Source organism: Pseudonocardia sp. 73-21 (assembly GCF_001899645.1).
In the GTDB taxonomy this organism is placed as follows: domain Bacteria; phylum Actinomycetota; class Actinomycetes; order Mycobacteriales; family Pseudonocardiaceae; genus Pseudonocardia.
The window spans coordinates 1-20357 of the sequence record NZ_MKVV01000068.1; the positions used below are offsets into that span (position 1 = coordinate 1).

Annotated in this window: 18 protein-coding genes and 1 pseudogene; 11 read left to right on the forward strand and 8 right to left on the reverse strand. The window is 72.3% G+C overall.

Annotation, left to right across the window (positions count from 1 at the left end; all coding sequences use genetic code 11):
* Positions 1–46 precede the first annotated feature (46 nt).
* Positions 47–559, reverse strand: a complete 513-nt coding sequence (locus BGP03_RS21815) for a CoA pyrophosphatase (RefSeq protein WP_296377788.1) — start codon at positions 557–559, stop codon at positions 47–49.
* A gap of 493 nt (positions 560–1052) precedes the next feature.
* Between BGP03_RS21815 and BGP03_RS21820 the strand changes: the two genes are divergently transcribed.
* Entirely contained in the window at positions 1053–1433 is a 381-nt protein-coding gene (locus BGP03_RS21820; protein ID WP_296377759.1) for a DUF3052 domain-containing protein, read from the forward strand.
* Here BGP03_RS21820 and BGP03_RS21825 read toward each other — a convergent pair.
* From BGP03_RS21825 to BGP03_RS21835, 3 genes are all read right to left on the reverse strand, one after another.
* Complete coding sequence (locus tag BGP03_RS21825) at positions 1411–2868, reverse strand: glycosyltransferase 87 family protein (RefSeq protein ID WP_298796103.1); 1458 nt, start codon at positions 2866–2868, stop codon at positions 1411–1413. The two genes, BGP03_RS21820 and BGP03_RS21825, sit on opposite strands and share 23 nt — an antisense overlap.
* A 62-nt stretch (positions 2869–2930) precedes the next feature.
* Entirely contained in the window at positions 2931–5222 is a 2292-nt protein-coding gene (locus BGP03_RS21830) for a transglycosylase domain-containing protein (RefSeq protein WP_298796104.1), read from the reverse strand.
* A gap of 279 nt (positions 5223–5501) precedes the next feature.
* Positions 5502–5921 (reverse strand): DUF5318 domain-containing protein, encoded by a 420-nt coding sequence (locus BGP03_RS21835; RefSeq protein WP_298796105.1) that lies wholly within the window; start codon positions 5919–5921, stop codon positions 5502–5504.
* Between the two features lie 141 nt (positions 5922–6062).
* Between BGP03_RS21835 and BGP03_RS21840 the strand changes: the two genes are divergently transcribed.
* The 4 genes and pseudogenes from BGP03_RS21840 (at position 6063) to BGP03_RS21855 (ending at position 9581) form a co-directional block, all read left to right on the forward strand.
* On the forward strand, positions 6063–6635 hold the full coding sequence (locus BGP03_RS21840; RefSeq protein ID WP_296377763.1) for a PadR family transcriptional regulator: 573 nt from the start codon (positions 6063–6065) through the stop codon (positions 6633–6635).
* A complete protein-coding gene (locus tag BGP03_RS21845) occupies positions 6628–7701 on the forward strand; it encodes an inositol-3-phosphate synthase (RefSeq protein WP_296377764.1) in 1074 nt (357 codons plus the stop codon). Before BGP03_RS21840 ends, BGP03_RS21845 begins: the two co-directional genes overlap by 8 nt.
* 727 nt (positions 7702–8428) lie before the next feature.
* Positions 8429–8761 (forward strand): annotated as a pseudogene (locus BGP03_RS21850) (C40 family peptidase); the annotation flags it as partial.
* Between the two features lie 124 nt (positions 8762–8885).
* Entirely contained in the window at positions 8886–9581 is a 696-nt protein-coding gene (locus BGP03_RS21855; RefSeq protein WP_296377765.1) for an SDR family oxidoreductase, read from the forward strand.
* Here the strand turns inward: BGP03_RS21855 and BGP03_RS21860 are convergent.
* Positions 9482–10810, reverse strand: a complete 1329-nt coding sequence (locus BGP03_RS21860; RefSeq protein ID WP_296377766.1) for an acyl-CoA dehydrogenase family protein — start codon at positions 10808–10810, stop codon at positions 9482–9484. The two genes, BGP03_RS21855 and BGP03_RS21860, sit on opposite strands and share 100 nt — an antisense overlap.
* 93 nt (positions 10811–10903) lie before the next feature.
* Here BGP03_RS21860 and BGP03_RS21865 point away from each other — a divergent pair, with 93 nt between their 5' ends.
* From BGP03_RS21865 to BGP03_RS21880, 4 genes are all read left to right on the forward strand, one after another.
* Positions 10904–11485, forward strand: a complete 582-nt coding sequence (locus tag BGP03_RS21865; RefSeq protein WP_296377767.1) for a TetR/AcrR family transcriptional regulator — start codon at positions 10904–10906, stop codon at positions 11483–11485.
* Positions 11482–12801 carry a phosphotransferase family protein gene (locus BGP03_RS21870; protein ID WP_298796106.1) on the forward strand — a complete coding sequence of 440 codons (1320 nt, stop codon included), beginning with the start codon at positions 11482–11484 and terminating at the stop codon, positions 12799–12801. The genes BGP03_RS21865 and BGP03_RS21870 overlap by 4 nt, the downstream gene beginning before the upstream one ends.
* Positions 12802–12961: 160 nt before the next feature.
* On the forward strand, positions 12962–13729 hold the full coding sequence (locus tag BGP03_RS21875; protein WP_296377769.1) for a UPF0158 family protein: 768 nt from the start codon (positions 12962–12964) through the stop codon (positions 13727–13729).
* Positions 13726–14145 carry a hypothetical protein gene (locus BGP03_RS21880; protein WP_296377770.1) on the forward strand — a complete coding sequence of 140 codons (420 nt, stop codon included), beginning with the start codon at positions 13726–13728 and terminating at the stop codon, positions 14143–14145. The genes BGP03_RS21875 and BGP03_RS21880 overlap by 4 nt, the downstream gene beginning before the upstream one ends.
* 15 nt (positions 14146–14160) lie before the next feature.
* On the opposite strand, the gene leuS is transcribed toward BGP03_RS21880, so the two are convergent.
* Positions 14161–17010 carry a leucine--tRNA ligase gene (leuS, locus tag BGP03_RS21885; protein WP_296377771.1) on the reverse strand — a complete coding sequence of 950 codons (2850 nt, stop codon included), beginning with the start codon at positions 17008–17010 and terminating at the stop codon, positions 14161–14163.
* 179 nt (positions 17011–17189) lie between these two features.
* Here leuS and BGP03_RS21890 point away from each other — a divergent pair, with 179 nt between their 5' ends.
* Positions 17190–17657 carry an SdpI family protein gene (locus BGP03_RS21890; protein ID WP_296377772.1) on the forward strand — a complete coding sequence of 156 codons (468 nt, stop codon included), beginning with the start codon at positions 17190–17192 and terminating at the stop codon, positions 17655–17657.
* A gap of 169 nt (positions 17658–17826) precedes the next feature.
* On the opposite strand, the gene BGP03_RS21895 is transcribed toward BGP03_RS21890, so the two are convergent.
* Positions 17827–18324, reverse strand: a complete 498-nt coding sequence (locus tag BGP03_RS21895) for a DUF427 domain-containing protein (protein ID WP_298796107.1) — start codon at positions 18322–18324, stop codon at positions 17827–17829.
* Between the two features lie 65 nt (positions 18325–18389).
* Positions 18390–18986 (reverse strand): YqgE/AlgH family protein, encoded by a 597-nt coding sequence (locus BGP03_RS21900; protein ID WP_296377789.1) that lies wholly within the window; start codon positions 18984–18986, stop codon positions 18390–18392.
* Between the two features lie 58 nt (positions 18987–19044).
* Here BGP03_RS21900 and BGP03_RS21905 point away from each other — a divergent pair, with 58 nt between their 5' ends.
* Complete coding sequence (locus tag BGP03_RS21905) at positions 19045–20346, forward strand: MFS transporter (protein ID WP_296377774.1); 1302 nt, start codon at positions 19045–19047, stop codon at positions 20344–20346.
* Positions 20347–20357: the final 11 nt, after the last annotated feature.

Sequence of the window (20357 nt, forward strand, 5' to 3'; positions counted from 1 at the left end):
TCGACAGCGTCGCCAGCTACTGCGGGCGAATTACCGACTCAGGACACTAGCGCCAGGCGAACACCGGCTGCTCCATGTGCGCCACGCGCGTCGCCCGCCCGTGCAGCACGACCTCGGCGAACTGGTGCAGCACGGCGCCGGTGGGGGCGTGCACGAACCGGTCGAACAACGGCAGCTGGATCACCGGCTGGTCCGACTCCGGGATCGTCAGGAACCGCGGCGCGACGTCGAGCAGCGCCACCGGCACGCGGTGCAGCTCGCCCACCTCGTCGGGGTTCGGGACGAGCAGGGGCGACGGGCCGGCCCACAGCACCACCGGCGTGATGACGTAGCCCGAGCGCGTGGCGTAGTCGTCGAGCAGGCCGAGCTCGGCGTCGGGGCCGAGGGTCAGGCCGAGCTCCTCGGAGAGCTCGCGGCGGGCCGTCTCACCGGGCGACTCGCCGGGTTCGGCCCGGCCACCGGGCAGCGCCCACTGGCCGGGATGGCCGCGCAGCGTCGTGGCGCGGCGGGTGAGCAGGAAGATCAGCCCGTCGGGGTCGGGGACGAGCGTGATGCCCACGGCCGACCGTTTGAGGTCGGGCCGTTCGACGCCGCGCCGCTCGAACCGCCGCAGCGCCGCTGCGACCTCCGCCTCTGCCACCTGCCGGGAGTCCACCTCCCGATCGTGACACGGATCGTCAGATCAGGCTGAAGGGGGAGGAACCCCCGCCGGAGCACGAGGTTCACCGCGTCGAAGACCGCCACCGCGACCAGGCTCGCGACCACGGCCACCACGGCCTGGCCGCCCGACGGATCGCTGCAGGACGGGTCCGGGAGCGCCGACCCGGGCGGGACCAGCACGACGTTGCGGAGCGCGGTGGCCAGCCGGGCGAACGCCAGCGCGGCGTCGGCCCCGATGACGACTCGAGGACCACCGAGACCACCCGCCCCAGCGGGCGGGGCGGGCGTCCCGCTCGGCTGGAGGGCAGGGCATGCCGGACCCTAGGATCGGCGGTCGTTCCGTGCTGCGCCGAGCGGAGCCCGCTGGAGGTTCGCGTGCGGATCGGGGACCGATGACGACGGGTTACTCGGGGACGCCCCTGCCCCGCAAGCTCGGGATCACCCCGGCGAGCCGGGTGCTGCTGCTGGGGACGCCGACCGGCTTCGAGCTGGGGGCGCCGCACCACTGCCGGGCCGGTCGCGCCGGCTACGACGTGCAGCTGCTCTTCTGCCCCGACGTCGCGACCCTGCGCCGGTACTGGCCCGGCGCCGTGGAGCGCGGCACCGAGCGCGGCGCCGTCTGGGTCGCGTGGCCCAAGAAGGCCTCCGGCGTGCCCACCGACCTCGGCGAGAACGGGATCCGCGACCACGCCCTCCCGCTGGGCTGGGTGGACGTGAAGGTCTGCGCCGTGGACGCCACCTGGTCGGCCCTCAAGCTGGTGCGCCGCCTCTGACGGCAGCGGGCGCCGCCTCCGGCCAGTCCGCGTCGTGGTCGACGGGTGAGCCCGCCCGCACGAGGTCCTCCGCCGGCCGCAGCACCGACCGGACGACCAGCACCATCAGCAGCACGACCATCGCGTCGCGGGCGACGACGGCACCGAGGAACCAGTCCGGCGGGAGACCCTTGTCGGACGCGCCGACGTAGTAGAACATCCGCGGCACCCAGACCAGGGCGTCGACGACCATCCACGCGAACAGCAGCCGCCAGCGCGGCAGCGCCAGCACCGCCAGCGGCACCAGCCACAGCGAGTACTGCGGGCTCCACACCTTGTTGACCACCAGGAACGACGCCACCACCAGGAACGCGAGCGACGCGATGCGCGGGGTCTGCGGGGCCTTCCACGTGAGCACCGCGACGCCCAGGCAACAGGCGACGAACAGGCCCTCGGTGACGAGGTTCAGCACGGCCGGGGCCCGGCCGTCGGCGAGCGGGCCGTCGAACCCGGCCCAGCCGGTGAAGTAGCTGACGACGAAGTACAGCGAGTCGGGGTCGGCGGGGCGCGTCTGGTTGAGGCGGAAGAACTCCCACCAGCCCGTGGTCCAGGCCAGCGCGACGGGTAGGTTGATCAGCACGAAGCTCACCACACCGGCCGCGATGGTGCGCAGACCCCTGCCGTGCTCGCGCCGTCGCAACGCGATGAGCAGCACCGGCAGGAGCAGGAACAGCGGGAACAGCTTGAACGCCCCGCCGATGCCGAACAGGACCCCGGCGAGCACCGGGCGGCGCCGGGCGAAGGCCAGGAGACCACCGACGGCGCACGCGACGGCGAGCGTGTCGAAGTTGGTGAACGCGTGCACGATCACCAGCGGCGACAACGCCACCAGCGCCGCGTCCCACGGGCGGGTGCGGCGCAGCGAGCGCACCCCCCAGACCACCACGAGCCAGGCCATCGCCAGCCAGATCGCGGTGACCTCGAAGTAGACGACCACCGGCAGCGCGGAGGGCAGCGGCAGCCGCTGCGCCAGCCACAGCCACGCGTCGGCGATGCGGGCGTTCGCGTACTGGAAGAACCCGGTGAGCACCGGGTACTCCATGTAGCGGACCTTCTCGTCCGCCGTGCCGGCGCCCTCGATCCACGGGTCCCGGTAGGGCACCTTGCCGGCCGCCACGCCCTCGATGCCGTAGAGCGGCACGGTGTCCGAGTAGCACATCGAGATGTACTGGCGGTCGTTGCGCCAGTCCAGCTGGGGGCCGTCCGGGGTGGAGTACTGCTGCAGGCAGTTGGCCTTGCCCAGAAAGCCGAGCGCGAGCACCGCGGCCGCCAGCAGCAGCACGACGCGCAGCGGCGTCCAGAAACGGCTGCGACCGACCAGCGCGTGCTTGCCGAGCGGGCCACCGACCACCCGGCTGGCGGCGATCGCGAGCGGTTCGGTCCAGGTGGGAACCACACGCTCCGGAACGTCAGGACGTGCGGGTGGAGCTGCTGGGCCGGCCCCCCGACCGGGCCCGGTCACCCCCCGTTACCCCCGCCGCCGTTCCCGCCCCCGCCGTTTCCGCCGCCACCGTTCCCGCCGCCACCGCCACCGCCACCGTTGCCGTTGCCGTTGCCGTTGCCGTTGCCACCGTTGCCACCGCCACCGTTGCCACCGCCGGTGCCGCTGACCTCGCTTCCGTCGGGGTTGTAGCAGACGCCCGAGTTCGGATCGCAGTAGATGTTGCCGTTCTGACCGTTCTGGTTCTGGTCGGCGGGCGGCGCTTGGGTGTAGGTCGGCGTGGGCGCCGCGATGGGCGTGCCCATCGGCTCGCACGCGGAGAACGGCAGGTCGGTCTGCTTGGCGGCCTTGAGGTAGTCGCTCATGAAGTTCTGCCAGATCGGGCCGGCCAGGGTGCGACCGTAGGCCGGGGACCCCGACTTGGTCTGCACCGGATCGGAGTTGTCGCTGCCCACCCAGACGGCGGTGGACAACGTCGGGGTGTAGCCGACCGTCCAGGTGTCCTTGTTCTGGTTGTTGCTCCCCGTCAGCTGCACGGTGCCCGTCTTCGCCGCGACCTCCCCGATGCCGGGCGGGGAGATCCGCGAGCTGCTCGCGACGTCGGTCATCGAGTTCGTCACGTTGCATGCGACCTGCTGGGGCATCGCGTTCTGGCTGCCGGTGGGCGTGGTGGCCCGGTCGAACAGGACGCGGCCGTCGGAGGCGACCACCTTCGACACCAGGTAGGGATCCCTGTGCACCCCGTCGGCGGCGAAGGTGCCGTAGGCCGAGGCCATGTCGAGCGGGTGCACCTCCTGGTCACCCAGCGCGATACCGCCGCTGGCCGGGCGGGTCAGCTGAGACGCCGGGATACCTGCCTGGTGGGCCGCATCGATGACGTTCTGCGGACCGATGTCGACCGCCATGCGGTAGAAGACCGTGTTGATCGACTTGGTCATCGCCGTCTTGACGTTGCACATCGCGCAGCTGTCGCCGTCGGAGTTGACGATGGGCCGACTCAGCCCCGGGAACGTCTGACCGCTGGAACCGTCGTACATCGAGCCCAGGCCGATGCCCTTGTTGGCCTGCAGGGCGGCCGCGAGCACGAACGGCTTGAACGACGAGCCGGGCTGGCGCCCGATGTTGCCGTCGGCGTAGTCGGTGCCCAGTCCGTTCGACCCGCCGTAGTAGGCGACGATCGCGCCGGTGGTCGGGTCGACCGCAGTCAGCGCGGTGCGGAGGTTCGGCTTCTGCCCGTCCATGGTCTGGTTGACGGCGTCCACCGCCGCCTTCTGGTTCCTGGGGTCGATCGTGGTGGTGACCGTCAGACCCTCGGTGGTGATCTCGTCGTCGGTGATGCCGACGGCCTGCAGCTCCTGCTTGGCCTTCTCGTAGATGTGGTACCGGTCGTCTCCGGGAACACCACCCGTGGCCGCGGAAGCCTTCGTCAAGGTCGGATAGATCTGCTGCGCGCGCTGGGCCGGGGTGATCCAGCCGGCCTGCACCATCTGGTCGAGCACGTAGTTGAAGCGGGCCTGGGAGCGCGCGACGTCCGTGCTCGAGGGGGACTGGATGGTGCCGGCGAGGAACGCGCCCTGGGCGACGGTGAGGTCGCCCACGTTCTTGCCGAAGTACGCCTGCGATGCGGCCTGGATGCCGTAGGCGCCGCGGCCGAAGTAGATCGTGTTCAGGTAGTTCTCGAGGATCTGGTCCTTGGTCTGTTCCTTCGAGATCTTGACCGAGATCACGACCTCGCGGTACTTGCGCAGGAGCGTGGCCTGATTCTGGCCCGTGGCGTTCTTCACGTACTGCTGCGTGATGGTGGAGCCGCCACCGACGCCGCCGGTGAGCTGGTTGAACACCGCCCGCCCGATGCCGAGGATGTCGAACCCGGGGTTCGAGTAGAAGGTGCGGTCCTCCGCGGCCATCACGGCCTGGCGCACCGGCACGGGCACCTTGTCGAGCGTGACGATACTGCGGTTGATCGCGTTGCCGTTGGCGTCCTGCGGACGGATGACGGCGATCGGCGAGCCGTCCTTGAACGTGAACGTGGCCGTCTGGATGGCGGCGGTGCTGTCAGCGGCCGTCGGCACCGGGAAGATCAGCCAGCCGATCGCGAACGCCAGCAGCGGGCCGATGACGGCCAGGCCCAGCACGATCCACAACCAGCGGCGCACGCGTTTCCAGGGGGACTTGGGGGACTTCGCGCCGTCGGGCCCCTCCGGCGGGCCGCCCCCGGTAGGCGACGACGCCGGCCGGTCGGCCACCGCGACGGTCCGCGCGCGCGCCATCGAGGCGGCAGCAGTCTCGTCGTGGGTGAGCAGCGGCATGTCGCCCGACTGGTACGGAGCGCGCGGCGGGACCTGACCGCCGGGCGGGGAAGCGGCGGCCCGGGGAGCCTGACCGGGCCGGGGAGCCGGCTGCGGGGGGCGGGGAGGCTGGCCGAGCGGAGGCTGGACGGGGGGCTGGGCGCGGGGACCGGGCTGGGGACGGGGTCCGGGCTGGGGGTGCGGGGGGACGCGCGGACGTCCACCCGCATCAGGCCGAGAGTCGGTCACCGCACTCCTCCGCAGGCTTGTTCAGATCGGGGCATCGACGTGCTCGGGGCATCACTCGGCGGCCGTTCGCCGACGCTCGGGGCGGCGCCGGCCTCCCCCGTCGTTCTCGTGGTCGGTTCCCATGACGTACGACAGCACCAGATGGTTCCAGCTGCACGTGCGGCAGACCTCGACGACGTAGACGGAGAAGTCGGAGTGGAGGGCGGCGAGCTGATCGAGCTCCTCGGGTTTACGGGCCGAACCGGCCGCGTGCTTGAGACTCTCACCGAAGATCCATGAGACCAGGGTGAGGCGTTCCTTGCGGCAGACCGGGCAGGTCTGATCGCTGGCTTCGCCGTGGAACCGCGCCGCCCGGAGCAGGTACGGGCTGGCGTCGCAGACCTCGGCCACCCCGACCTTGCCCGAGTGGACGTCGGCGAGCAGCGACCTGCGCTGCAACGCGTAGTCGACCACCTGCCGCTGGGAACGCACGGGACAAGGGTACGCGGGCGCCGCCCGGCCGGAGATCGGGCGGAACCCGAACGGGGTGATCGGCGTCTCGCCGGCGAGCGCAGATGTATCGGATCGATATACTGGGTGAGCAGATCGCGACGATCCACCGAGGGAGGTCCTGTGCTGGAGCTGGCGATACTCGGTCTGCTCCACGAGGCCCCCGTCCACGGCTACGAGCTGCGCAAGCAGCTCGGCCTGCGGCTCGGTGGGCTGCGTCGAAGCGGTCTGGGCGTCTTCTCCTACGGCTCGCTCTACCCGGCCCTGCGCCGGCTGACGCGGGCCGGCCTCATCGTCGAGGAGCCCGAGGTGGTGACGGGAACCCGCTCGCGCCGCAGCAGGCGGGTCTACCGGATCACCGCGGAGGGCAAGGAGCGCTTCGCCGAGCTGCTGACCGATTCCGGACCGCAGGCGTGGGACGACGAGGGCTTCGGGGTGCACCTGGCCTTCTTCTCCCGCACTCCTGCGGAGGCCCGGATGCGCATCCTCGAGGGCCGCAGGCGGGCCGTCGAGGAACGGCGCGAGGGCCTGCGCTCCACGCTCGCCAAGGCTGGCGAGCAGATCGACCGCTACACCCGCGAGCTGCACCAGCTCGGGCTGGACACCAGCGAGCGCGAGGTGCGCTGGCTGAACGAGCTGATCGCGACCGAACAGGCCGAGCAGGCATCAGAGAATGAGGAAGGAACCCATGACTGAGGTTCGTGTTGCCATCGTCGGCGTCGGAAACTGCGCGTCGTCCCTGGTCCAGGGGGTCCAGTACTACGCGGACGCCGATCCCGCCGCCCGCGTGCCGGGGCTGATGCACGTCGACTTCGGCGGCTACCACGTCCGCGACATCACCTTCGTCGCCGCGTTCGACGTCGACGCGAAGAAGGTGGGCCAGGACCTCTCGGAGGCCATCGGCGCCAGCGAGAACAACACCATCAAGATCGCCGACGTGCCGCCGCTGGACGTCCCGGTGCGCCGCGGCCACACCCTCGACGGGCTGGGCCGCTTCTACCGCGAGACGATCACCGAGTCCGACGACGAGCCCGTGGACGTGGCGCAGGTGCTGCGCGACACCCGGGCCGACGTGCTCGTGTCCTACCTCCCGGTCGGCAGCGAGGCGGCCGACAAGTTCTACGCGCAGTGCGCCATCGACGCGAACGTCGCCTTCGTCAACGCGCTGCCCGTGTTCATCGCCTCCGACCCGGTGTGGGCCGAGAAGTTCCGTGCGGCCGGCGTGCCGATCGTCGGCGACGACATCAAGAGCCAGGTGGGCGCCACCATCACCCACCGTGTGCTGGCGAAGCTGTTCGAGGACCGCGGCGTACAGCTCGACCGCACGATGCAGCTCAACGTGGGCGGGAACATGGACTTCCTGAACATGAAGGAGCTGGAGCGCCTCGAGTCGAAGAAGATCTCGAAGACCCAGTCCGTCACCTCGCAGGTCGACCGCGACATGGGCAAGGACAACGTCCACATCGGCCCGTCGGACTACGTCGCGTGGCTCGACGACCGCAAGTGGGCCTACGTGCGCCTCGAGGGCCGCGCCTTCGGTGACGTGCCGCTGAGCCTGGAGTACAAGCTCGAGGTCTGGGACTCCCCCAACTCGGCCGGCATCATCATCGACGCCGTGCGCGCCGCGAAGATCGCGAAGGACCGCGGCATCGGCGGCCCGATCCTCTCCGCGTCGAGCTACTTCATGAAGTCGCCGCCCGAGCAGTACGGCGACGACGTGGCCCGCGACGCCGTGGAGGCCTTCATCCGCGGGGAGCAGTAACCGCTCGCACACGCACAGCAGCCCCGGTTCCGGCCCTCGCCGGAACCGGGGCTGCTGTCGTCGAGGGCTGAACTTCCTTCGTTTCTGCAACCTTTCCGGAATCCATTTTTCCTTCCGGACTGGAAGCTCTCTCACCCGTTGGACCCAATAACGACACGATCTCGACAATCCAGAGGCCCTGCTCACCCGCCTGCGCGTGATGCGGGCGCAACGCCCCCGAATACGCAGCATGTCATTCACCTTTCCGTGACCGGTACCCGGTGACGACGCTCACCATTTGTCGGTGCGAGTAATGAGACGTTGGTCATTCCTTCTACCGAAATGCGTTCGTAATGTGGCCGTCGGCCCAGCGACCACCGCTGCTCATCCGGAGCAGCGGGCGCCGGGTCACCGCCGTGTCGGGCGGGGAGTGGTGCGGCCGCACGTGGATCGACCAGCCGCACGTCGTCGCCCCCCGTCCCCGGCGTCCGGGTTCCCCAACCAGGACGCCCTCGACCGACGGTGCTCACCCTGAGGACCCTGAGTGCCCAAGCACCTCCCCGCTTTCGCGGTTCGCGCCGCGGTCGTGGCCACCGTCACCACCGCAGCGGCCTTCGCCGCCGTGCTTCCCGCCACCATCCCGGCGGCCGCACCGGCGGCGAGCATCCAGACCGCGACCATCCCGGTGGTCAGCGCACCCGTCGCCCGGGTCGCCGTCGCCGCACCGACCCGCGCCGCCGTCCGGCTCTCGGCGATGAACACCGCGCTGGCCAAGCTCGGCTCGCCGTACCGCTACGGCGCCGCCGGTCCCAACGCCTTCGACTGCTCCGGGCTCGTCAAGTGGTCCTTCGCCCAGGCCGGCATCGTCCTGCCGCGCACCAGCCTGGCCCAGTCCACGGTCGGGACGCCCGTGGCCAAGGCCGATCTGCAGCCCGGTGACCTGGTGTTCTTCTACACGCCGGTCAGCCACGTCGCCATCTACATCGGCGGCGGACAGGTCGTGCACGCCAGCACGTCGAGCAGCCCGGTGAAGATCTCGAACCTCAGCGGCATGCCGTTCCACAACGCACGTCGCGTCTGATCACGACGTCTGATCACGACGTCTGATCACCACGTCTGATCACCACGTCTGATTACTGCGCACCACCCGTGCCCGGTCTCCGTCCCACGACGGTGGCCGGGCACGACGCGTAGAGTTCCGCTGCGTGACCGAGCCTGATCTTCGTCCGCTCGCCCTGGTCACCGGGGCGTCCCGCGGCATCGGGGCCGCCGTGGCCCGTGCGCTCGCCCCGGGGTTCGACGTCCTGCTGGGCGGCCGCGACGCCGGAGCGCTCCAGGCGCTGGCCGACGAGCTGCCCGGCTCGCGGCCGTGGCCCGTCGAGCTCACCGACACCGCCGCCGTGGCCGAGGCCGTCGGCGGCATCGAACGGCTCGACGTGCTCGTCCACTCGGCGGGTGTCGGCCTGCTCGGCAGCGTCGCCGAGACCTCCGCCGGTACCTGGCGCCGGCAGTTCGACGTCAACGTCGTGGCCGTGGCCGAGCTGACCCGGCTGCTGCTGCCCGCCCTGCGGGCCGCGCGCGGCCGGGTCGTGCTCATCAACTCCGGATCGGGGCTCGTCGCCCGGCCCGGCTGGGCGTCGTACGCCGCGAGCAAGTTCGCGCTGCGCGCCTTCGCCGACGCGCTGCGCGCCGAGGAGGCACCACACGGGGTGCGGGTCACCTCGGTGCACCCCGGCCGCGTCGACACCGACATGCAGCGCGGGGTCGTCGCCCACGAGGGCGGGGCCTACAAGCCCGACGCCTACCTGCGTCCCGAGTCGGTGGCCGGCGCGGTGCTGCTGGCCGTCACCGCGCCGCCGGACGCGGAGCTCACCGAACTGGTGCTGCGCCCGGCCCCGTAGCCGAACAGCGCGCCCGCGACCCGGCGCATCTGGATCTCCTCGGAGCCCTCCGTGATGCGGTAGCGCCGGTGGTGGCGGTAGATGTGCTCGAAGGGCTGGTGGCGGCTGTAGCCGACGCCGCCGTGCACCTGCATGGCGCGGTCGGCGGCGTCGCAGACCAGCCGGTTGGCCCGGTAGTTGCACATCGAGACGCGGTCGGTGACCTCCATGTGCGGACGGTGGTCCAGCTCGTGCGCGGTGGCGCGGACGAGCATCCGCACCAGCTCGGCGTCGGTGTGCAGCTCCACCAGCGGGAACTGGATCGCCTGGCGCTCCGAGAGCGGTCGGCCGAACGTCACGCGTTCGCGGGCGTAGGCGACGCTGCGGTCGATGCAGAACTGCGCCGCCCCCAGGCTCGACGCGGCCTGCCGGATCCGGTTCTCGTGCACGAAGTGCTGCGCGACCGCCAGGGCCCGCCCCTCCTCGCCGAGCATCGTCGACGCGGGCACCCGGACGTCGCGGAGCTCGACCTCGCCGTGGTCGGTGGGCATGTTGAGGGTCCACCAGTAGAAGGGGACGGTGAAGCCGGGGGTGTCGGTGGGCACCAGGAAGGCGCTGATCCCGGTGGCCTTGCCCCCGTCGCCCGAGGTGCGGGCGAAGACCAGGTCGTGGGTGGCGCGGTGCACGCCGGTGTTCCAGCGCTTGCGCCCGTTGATCACCCAGTGGTCACCGTCGCGCACGGCGGTGGTCTCCATCCAGGTGGCGTCGCTGCCGTGGTCGGGCTCGGTGAGCCCGAAGGCGGCGCGCCGTTCGCCCGTGATCAGCGCCTCGCAGAACTCGGCCTTCTGCCCGTCGGTGCCGAACGTCCAGAGCAGCTGGAGCACCGGGAAGTTGCCGACGACCGACGACTCGTCCTGCAGGTCGTTGTGCAGCCCCAGGCCCTTGTGCGCCAGGTGTTCGCGCACCACCGCCATCGCCAGGTTGGACCCGTTGCGCCCGCCCAGCTCGGCCGGCAGCCCGAACCGCAGGAACCCGGCGGCGTCGGCGCGGCGGCGCATCTCGTCGAGCAGGTCCTCCCACTCACGGCGCGGCACCCCGTCGTGCTCGAAGTCGGTGCGGGCGTACTCGCGGCGGTGGTCGAAGAACCGCTCGTTGTCGTCCTGCGCCTGGAGCGGTGCGATCTCGTCGGCGATGAACGCGTCGAGGTCGGCGAGGAGGTCGGTGATCTCGGCGGGCAGGGTGCGGTCCACGGTGAGCCCTTCGTCGAACGATCGTTCAGTGAACGTACGATCGGCCACTGAGAACGTCAAGGGATGTGGTGAACGATCGTTTAAGGTGGGCTCATGTCCGACGACGAGCCGATGGCCGCGGCGCTCATCGCCGCCGCCGTCGAGGTGATGGCCGTGCACGGCTACCACGGCACGTCGGTACGCGACATCGCCGCGGCCGCGGGCTCGAGCACGGGCGTGCTCTACCACCACTTCGACTCCAAGCACGGCCTGCTGGTGACGATCCTCGACCGCGGCATGGACCGCCTCGTCCGGGCCACCGAGCAGGCGCTCTACGACGCGCCGGACGACCCGGTGCAGCGGCTGCGCGCGATCGTCGGCGTGCACGTGCGCGTGCACCTGGAGGCGCAGCGCGAGAGCCTGCTGGGCACCAGCGAGCTGCGCAGCCTGGAACCCGCGGCGCGCGCGCTGGTGGTGTCCAAACGCGATGCGCAGCAACGGATGTTCGACCGGGTGGTGCGCGACGGGGTGGCCCGCGGGGTGTTCGTCACCCCCTTCCCCGACGAGGCGGCGCGGGCCGTCACCACCGCGTGCACCGCCGTCGCCACCTGGTACCGGCCCGGGGGAGCGCTCCGCGGGGACGAGATCGTCGCCCGGTACCAGCGGATCGCGCTCGACACGGTGGGGCACCGGTGACCGCCCTCCGCGACGCCCTCACCGCCGTGCTCGGGGCCCCCGTCACGAACCTGGTGCGCGTCGCCGGCGGAGCGAGCCGGGAGACCTGGGCCTTCGACGCGGGCGGTGACGCGCTGGTGCTGCGACGCGATCCGCCGCACGACCCGCAGCCCGAGGGCATGGCCCGGGAGGCCGCGGCCTTCGTCGCCGCGGCGGCCGCGGGCGTGCCGGTGCCGCGGTTGCGCGCGCACGGCGACGGCTCCGACGGCATCGGCTCGCCGTACGTCGTCACCGCACACGTCGACGGCGAGACGATCCCGCGCCGGCTGCTGCGCGACGAGCGGTGGGCCGGCGTGCGCGCGGGGCTCGCCGGTGAGCTGGGTGGCGTGCTCGCCCGGATCCACGCGATCCCGGTCGGGTCGGTGCCGGGGCTTGCGATCGGCGACCGGCTGGCCGGGCTGCGCGCCGATCACGAGCGCTTCGGCGAACCGCGCCCCGCGCTGGAGCTGGTCTTGCGCCGCCTCGCCGAACAACAGCCGCCCGCCGTCACCCCGCGCGTGGTGCACGGCGACTTCCGCAACGGCAACCTGATCATCGGCGAGGACGGCGTGCGGGCCGTCCTCGACTGGGAGCTCGTACACGCGGGCGATCCCCTGGAGGACCTGGGCTGGCTCTGCGCCCGGGCGTGGCGGTTCGGCGCACCGCTGCCCGTCGGGGGGTTCGGGACGCGGGAGCAGCTGCTCGACGGGTACGCGGCGGTGGCCGGGTGGCGCCCCGATCCGGAGGTGCTGCGCTGGTGGGAGACGTTCGCCGCCGCGAGCTGGGCGGTGATCTGCCGCCGCCAGGCGGAGCGGCACCTCGGCGGCGCCGAGCAGTCGGTGGAGATGGCGGTGCTCGGGCGCCGCATCGCCGAGTCCGAGCACGACGCCCTGGTGTCGCTCGGGCTCACCGGGCCCGTCACCGTCACCGACCCGCTGACGCTCCCCGCCACCGCCGATGCGAGCCTGCACGACCGCCCGACCGTCGACGAGCTGCTGGCTGCGGTGGCCGGTTTCCTCACCGGCGAGCTCGGGGAGATCGACGACCCCCGGCTGCGGTTCTCCGCCCGGGTGGCCGCCAACGCCCTGAAGATCGCCCGCCGCGAGCTGCGGGTGGGCGACGCCCAGCGCGCGGACCACCGGTCGCGGCTGGCCGCGCTCGGCTGCGCCGACGACGCCGAGCTGGTGGCGGCCATCCGCACCGGCTCCTTCGACGACCGGGCCGACCAGGTGCTGGCCGTCGTACGGGAGGCCACGGTCGCCAAGCTGACGGTGGCCGACCCCCGGCACCTGTCCTGACCCGCCGTCCACCGTCCGGTGGACGGCGTGGTCGGTGCCACGGCCGATGCCCTCGGTGGCGGGGGTGTGGCGCTCGCGTTCGCGGCGGCCGGCGGTTGCGGGCGCCGTTCCCGATTCTGAGCATCGCTGCGGGACCCTTCTGGTGGGTAGGCTTCCAGCCATGCTCGATCCGGCGTCGGTGGACCTCGACGAGCTGTGCGTCGCCCTGGACGACCACACGGCCGGCGTCAGCTGGTGGATCAACCCGGCCACGGGGGAACTGCGCTCCCACCTGGCCGACGTCGGGGGGAAGAGCACCGACGAGCTGTTCGACGCGGGCTGGCGCAAGATCCGGCCCACCGAGTCGTACGAGAGCTACCGCGACATGGCCGAGTTCGTGGCCGCCGTGCACCACCGTCGCGCCGCCGACCTGCTCGACCGGGCCATCACCGGCCGCGGCGCGTTCCGCCGGTTCAAGGACACGCTGTTCGAGTTCCCCGAGCTGCGGGACCAGTGGTTCCGGTTCCGGGCGGCCCGCTCGCGGCGCCGGGCGCTCAACTGGCTGGCCGTCGAGGGACTGATCAGCCGCGAGGCCGCCGAGCAGGCCGCGGCCCAGCACCCCGACCCCACGCAGGAGGACGAGGACGTCCCCGCCGCCGTGGCCGTCGATCTCGGCATCCTCTTCGGCGACCGGCTGCAGCAGGTGCTGCTCTACGGGGCGTGGGCGCGCAACGAGACGCCCGGGGAGTTCGACCTCGAACTGCTCGTCGTCCTCGACGACATGCACTCGCCGTGGGAGGAGCTGCACCGGATGGACGAGGTGCTGTGGCGCCACACCGAGCGCTCCGGCCTGACCGTCACCGCGCTGCCCGTGAGCCGCGCCGAGCTCGCGAAGCCCACCACCCCGCACCTGGTCCGGGCCGCGGCCGAGGCGGTGCTGGTGGCATGAGCACCGGGATCGCACGGGCGCGCGAGGAGCTGTTCGCGGCCCACCTGCTGGGCACCACCGGGTTCGCCGCCCAGACCGTCGGGCTGGCCTTCCGGGCGGCGCTGGCCGCGGCCGAGGCCGCGCTCATGCTGCTCGACCGCCCCCCGGCCCACGAACCGGCCGAGGTCGTGGCCGAGTTCGTCCGGCACGTCGTCCGCGAGCGCGGGCTGGACCCGACCGCCGGCTCGAAGCTCCGCTCGCTCTACAACCGGCAGATCCAGGCCGGCGCCGACGGCGTGGTGCCCCAGGCCGAGGCCCCCCTCGCCCTCGCCGACGCCACGACGGTGATCGACGTGGTGGAGGAGTGGATCAAGACGAGCCACCGGGTGGCGGAGGAGCGGGGCCCCACCCGGGGCCGCCCCCCGCGCCGCCGCTGAGCCACCCGACCGACGTCAGAGGACCACGTTCACCAGGCGGCCGGGGACCACGATCAGCTTGCGCGGCTCCTTGCCGTCCAGCGCCGCCGCCACCTTCTCGTCGGCCAGGGCCGCGGCCTTGACCTCGTCCTGGGTCGCGTCGGCCGCCACGGTGATGCGGCTGCGGACCTTGCCGTTGACCTGGATCGGGTACTCGACCGTGTCGGCCACCAGGTACTGCTCGTCGGCCACCGGGAACGGGCCGTACGCCAGCGAGCCGTCGTGGCCCAGCTTCGCCCACAGCTCCTCGGCGATGTGCGGGGTCAGCGGCGCCATCATCAGCACCAGCGGCTCGGCCACCGAGCGCGGCACGCCGGCGCCGGCGTAGGCCTTGGTCAGGTGGTTGTTCAGCTCGATCAGCTTGGCCGCGGCCGTGTTGTAGTGCAGCGCCTCGAAGTCGGCGTGCACCCCGGCGATGGCCTTGTGCAGGGCGCGCAGCGTGTCGGCCTCGGGCTCCGCGTCGCTCACGCGGACCTCGCCGGTCCTCTCGTCGACCAGGTTGCGCCACACCCGCTGCAGGAACCGCTGCGAGCCGACGACGTCACGGGTGGACCACGGACGTGAGACGTCCATCGGGCCCGTCGACATCTCGTACAGGCGGAACGTGTCGGCGCCGTAGCGCTCGCACATCTCGTCGGGCGTCACCACGTTCTTCAGCGACTTGCCCATCTTCCCGTACTCACGCCTGACGGGGGCGTTGTTCCACGTGAAACCACTCGCCTCGTCGCCGGTGACCTCCTCGGCCGGTACGTACTGGCCGCGCGAGTCGGTGTAGGCGAAGGCCTGGATGTAGCCCTGGTTGAACAGCCGGCGGAACGGCTCCTCGGAGCTCACGTGGCCCAGGTCGTAGAGCACCTTGTGCCAGAAGCGGGAGTACAGCAGGTGCAGCACCGCGTGCTCGACGCCGCCGACGTACAGGTCGACGCCGCCGGGGTCGTTCGCCCGCGACGGGTCCTTGCCCAGCCAGTACTCCTCCACCTCGCGGTCGCAGAACCGTTCGGTGTTGGCGGGATCCAGGTAGCGCAGGTAGTACCAGCAGGAGCCGGCCCACTGCGGCATCGTGTTGGTCTCGCGGCGGTAGTGCTTCGGGCCGTCACCCAGGTCGAGCTCGACGTTCACCCAGTCCTCGTTGCGCGACAGCGGCGGCTCGGGCTCGCTGTTGGCGTCGTCGGGGTCGTGGGCGGTGGGGGCGTAGTCGTCGATCTCGGGCAGCTCGACGGGCAGCTGGTCGTCGGGCAGCGGCACCGGCATGCCGTCGGAGTCCCACACGACGGGGAACGGCTCGCCCCAGTAGCGCTGGCGGGAGAACAGCCAGTCGCGCAGCTTGTACTGGGTGACCGACTCGCCGTCGCCCTTCTCGACCAGCCAGGCGGTGATCGTGCGCTTGGCCTCGTCGACGCCCAGCCCGTTCAGGTCGATCTCGGCGTTGGCGGAGTTGATCGCCGGGCCGTCGCCGGTGAAGGCCTCGCCGTCGAACCCCTCGGTGGGCTGCACGGTGCGGATGACCGGCAGGCCGAACGCCGTCGCGAAGTCCCAGTCGCGCTGGTCCTGGCCGGGGACGGCCATGATCGCGCCGGTGCCGTAGCCCATCAGGACGTAGTCGGCGACGAAGACGGGGATCTGCTCACCGTTGACCGGGTTGGTGGCGTACGCGCCGGTGAAGACGCCGGTCTTGTCCTTGTTCTCCTGGCGGTCCAGCTCGGACTTCCGGGCGGCGGCGGCGCGGTAGGCGGTGACGGCGTCGGCGGGGGTGGCGGTGCCGTTCGTCCAGCGCTCGTCGGTGCCCGCGGGCCACGCGGCGGGCGCGATCACGTCGACCAGGGGGTGCTCGGGCGCCAGGACCATGTAGGTGGCGCCGAACAGGGTGTCGGGACGGGTGGTGAACACCTCGATCGCCGCGTCGCCGCACCCGAAGCGGACCTGCGCACCCTCGGAGCGGCCGACCCAGTTGCGCTGCATGGCCTTGACCGAGTCGGGCCAGTCCAGGCGGTCCAGGTCGGCGACCAGACGATCGGAGTACGCGGTGATCCGCATCATCCACTGCTTCAGGTTGCGGCGGAACACGGGGAAGTTGCCCCGGTCGCTTCGCCCGTCGGCCGTGACCTCCTCGTTGGCCAGCACCGTGCCCAGGCCCGGGCACCAGTTCACGGCGGCCTCGGAGATGTAGGCCAGGCGGTGGTCGTCGATCACCTGGCGCTGCTCGACGCGGCTCAGCTCCGCCCACGGGCCGCGCTTCCCGGCCGCGTACTCGGCCTCCAGCTCCGCGATGGGGCGGGCCTTCTGCAGCTGCGGATCGTACCAGGAGTTGTAGATCTGCAGGAAGATCCACTGGGTCCAGCGGTAGAACTCGACGTCGGTGGTGGCGAAGCTGCGGCGCTCGTCGTGGGCCAGCCCCAGCTGGCGCAGCTGCGCCTTGTAGCGCTGGATGTTGTCCTCGGTGGTCTTGCGCGGGTGCGTGCCCGTCTGCACGGCGTACTGCTCGGCGGGCAGCCCGAACGCGTCGAAGCCCATCGCGTGCAGCACGGTGCGACCGTTCATGCGCAGGTAGCGGCCCAGCACGTCGGTGCCGATGAAGCCCAGCGGGTGCCCGACGTGCAGCCCCGACCCGGACGGGTACGGGAACATGTCCATCAGGTAGACCTTGTCGCCGCCCAGGGCCTGCGGATCGGCCCACGGGCCGGACGGGTTGGGCGTGTGGAACGTGCCCTCGTCCTCCCAGCGGTCCTGCCAGCTGCGCTCGATCTGCGCGGCCAGGCCGGCGCCGTAGCGGAAGGGCAGCGCGTCGCCGTCGGGGGTGGCTGCTGGTGCCGTGGTGTCCGTGCTCATGTCCTACTCCTGCGAGGTATCGGCCCGACAAACGAAAAGACCCCCCTGCCGCTGGGCATGAGGGGTCGCCGCGCCGGTGTGGTTCGACCGGCGCGGCTACGCAAGAAGGTCGCGAGCCACGATCCCAGGGTAACGCCGCTGGCCGGGAGCCCGCGATCGGGTTCGCCTACCCTGGAGCCGTGCCACCGACCCTGCGCCTGGTCCTCGCCGTGCTGCTCGTGCTCGTCGGCGTCGTGTTCGTCGTCGTGGCGGTGCTCGGCGCCCGTTCGCGGCTGCGCCGCAACCGCTGGATCGGCGTCCGCACGCCCGCCACCCTCGCGTCCGAGCCCGCCTTCGGCGTGGGCAACGCCGCAGCGGCGGCGCCGGTCGGGGCCGCCGGCGCGATCGCGGTGGTCGGCGGGGCGGTGCTGTTGAGCGGGGCCGACGGCGTGCTGGGCTGGGTGGTGCTCGGCGTGAGCCTGGTGGGCACCGTCGTGCTCGCCGGCGTCGGCGGGCTGGTGGGCGACCGCGCCGCCGCCGCGGTGGTGCCCCCGTCCCCGTTCTCCGCGGCCTGCGCGGGCACCTGCGCCGGCTGCGACCTGGTGGCCGGCTGCCGTCCGCCCGCCACCGAGCAGGCGGATGCGCCGGCGGCGGCCGAGCAGGGCTGATCACCGGCTCGGGACGGGGTGCCGCGCCGAACGCGGTGGCGGGTCCCCAGACGTCGATCACGGACAGCATGATCACCGAACCGGGGCGGGGGGCCGCCGAGCACACGGTTTCCCGTCTCGAACCGTCGATCATGGCCGGGGCATTTTTCGTCGACTGGACGAGAAGCAGCTACCAGCCCCAGGAGCCCGGGCCGCCCTTGAACGGGCCCACCACGTCCTTCGTCACCCAGCCGCCGTAGAAGCCGCCGGGCTGGGGTTCCATCACCTCCCCGTCGAGGGTGATCTCGTCGAACGGGCCCGCGTAGACGGCGACCCGGTCGGTGACCTCGGGATAGCGGCGGTCGGGCTCCGGGTACCACCAGCCCACCTCGCGCAGCGGCGCCGCGCCGGGCACCACCACGTCGACGTAGCGGGCCACGCCCTTCCACTCGCAGAACGTGGTCTTGTCCACCGGGGTGAGGAAGTCACCGAAGGCGCTGCGCGGGAGGTAGTAGGTGGGCGGGTGGCTGGTCTCGAGCACGCGGACGAGGTCGTCGGTGTCCGCCACCACCACCCCGCCGTAGCGGAGCACCGCTCGCTTGGAGAGACGCTCGGCGCGGGGCGGGCGGGGGTAGTCCCAGACGGACTCCTGCCCGGGTCCGGGCTGGTCAGGGCGAGGTCGTGGCACGGGTCCCATCCTCGTCCCGGCCGGCACGAACCGCGACCCGGAGTTCGCGGCGGCTCGACGAGAAGTCAGTTGTGCCGCACGTCGGACGGGTAGGTGGCCAGCAGCGACAGCGGCATGCCCTGCCGCCGCAGCACCCGGCCCCACAGGTTGCCCTCCTGGCCGGTGAGGACGTCGTCGGGCAGGGCGGGCACGACGATCCAGTCCCCGCGACCGATCTCGCCGGCGAGCTGGCCGGCGTCCCAGCCCGAGTACCCGGCGAACACGCGCAGCCCGCGCAGGCGGGGGGCGAGCGGCTCCGGGTCGGTGTCGAGGTCCACCAGCGCCACCGGCCCGCGCACCGTGATGAGCCCACCGAGCGTGGCGGGGTCGTGGCCGGTGCGCACGGCGGCGAGGCACAGCGCCGTCTCGCTCTCCACCGGCCCCCCGACGAACACGGCGTGCGGCAGCGACGCCAGCGGCGCCCACGAGGGCAGGACGTCGCGCACGGCGACCTCGCTCGGCCGGTTGAGGATCACCCCGAGGCTGCCGCCGCTGCGGTGCTCGATGACGAAGACGACGGTGCGCCGGAAATGGGGATCGTTGAGCCCCGGTGCTGCCACGAGAAGGCTTCCGGGGGTGACCCCGGACGCGTCACCGGATCGTGCCCCGGAGCGGTCGTCCACCACGCCCCCATCGTTGCACCCGTGCCGTCGGGTGCGGAGCCCCGCGTAGCCTCGCCGCGTGCCGACTTCGGGCGAACCCGACCCCACCGAGCGTCTCGGGTTCGCCCGCATGGTGCGCACCCCCGGCTACGGACGGTTGCTGGCGGCCCGGTTCTCGACGCAGTGGGGCGACGGGCTGTTCCAGGCCGCACTCGGCGGGGCCGTGCTGTTCAACCCGGAACGCCAGGCCGACCCCCTCGCCGTCGCTGCGGGGCTGGCGGTGCTGCTGCTGCCGTACTCGGTGATCGGACCGTTCGCGGGCGCCCTGCTGGACCGCTGGGACCGTCGTCGCGTCCTGGTGCTCGCGGGCCTGCTGCGGGCCACGCTGATCGTGGTGGTGGCCGCCAGCGTCCACTCCGGGCTCGCCGGCGCGCCGCTCTACGTGGGGGCGCTGGCGGCGGCGGGGGTCAACCGGTTCCTGCTGTCGGGGCTGTCGGTCTCCCTGCCGCACGTCGTGAAGCGGGAGAACCTGGTCGAGGCCAACGTGCTCGCGGTGACGGCGGGGGCCGCGGTCTCCGCGCTGGGGGCGGCGTCGGCGATCGGGTTGCGGGCGCTGTTCGGCAGCGGTGACGCAGGGTCGGCCGAGACGGTGCTGTTCGCCGCGGTCGGTGCGGTCGGCGCCTCGGCCGTCGCCGCCGGCTTCCGGCGCGGCAGCCTCGGACCCGACCGCACCGCAGGCCCCGCCCGCACCGTCTCGGCCGTCCTGCACGGCTTCGCCGACGGCGCCCGCGCCACGGCCGCCACGCCGTCGATCAGCGCGTCGTTCGCCGCGCTGGGAGCACACCGGCTCGCGTTCGGGATCACGACGCTGCTGACGCTGCTGCTGTTCCGCTACGCGTTCACCGACTCCGGATTCCTGCGCGCCGGGCTGCCCGGGATCGGCGAGGCCGTGGTGGTGGCGGCGGCCGGGCTCGGGCTGGCCGCGCTCGTGACGCCCTGGCTGGTGCGGCGCTGGGGCCGGCCGCGGACGGTGCGGGTGGCGCTCGTCGTGGCCGCGGCCACGCAGATCGTGCTGGCTGTCCTGCTGAGCCTGTGGGCCGTGATGGTGGCCGCGTTCGTGCTCGGCCTGACCGGCCAGGTCGTCAAGCTCTGCACGGACGCCGCCGTGCAGAGCGAGGCCGACGACGAGGTGCTGGGCCGCGTCTTCGCCCTCTACGACGTGGTGTTCAACGTGGGCTACGTGATCGCCGTGGGCGCGGCGGCCTTCCTCAGCCCACCCGACGGGAGAGCCCCGGGGCTGCTGGGGGCGGCGGCAGCCCTCTACGTAGGGGGCTTCGTGGTGCACGACCAGCAACTCCGCCGGCGCCGGCTGGTCTCGTGAGGTTCAGGAAA

Excerpts from the sequence above, each read along its gene's own strand:
- BGP03_RS21875 (WP_296377769.1), top strand. The coding sequence starts at position 12,962 with ATGCTCGATCCGGCGTCGGTGGACCTCGACGAGCTGTGCGTCGCCCTG.
- BGP03_RS21865 (WP_296377767.1), top strand. The coding sequence starts at position 10,904 with ATGTCCGACGACGAGCCGATGGCCGCGGCGCTCATCGCCGCCGCCGTC.
- BGP03_RS21820 (WP_296377759.1), top strand. The coding sequence starts at position 1,053 with ATGACGACGGGTTACTCGGGGACGCCCCTGCCCCGCAAGCTCGGGATC.
- BGP03_RS21845 (WP_296377764.1), top strand. The coding sequence starts at position 6,628 with ATGACTGAGGTTCGTGTTGCCATCGTCGGCGTCGGAAACTGCGCGTCG.
- BGP03_RS21830 (WP_298796104.1), bottom strand. The coding sequence starts at position 5,222 with ATGCCGCTGCTCACCCACGACGAGACTGCTGCCGCCTCGATGGCGCGC.
- BGP03_RS21880 (WP_296377770.1), top strand. The coding sequence starts at position 13,726 with ATGAGCACCGGGATCGCACGGGCGCGCGAGGAGCTGTTCGCGGCCCAC.
- leuS (WP_296377771.1), bottom strand. The coding sequence starts at position 17,010 with ATGAGCACGGACACCACGGCACCAGCAGCCACCCCCGACGGCGACGCG.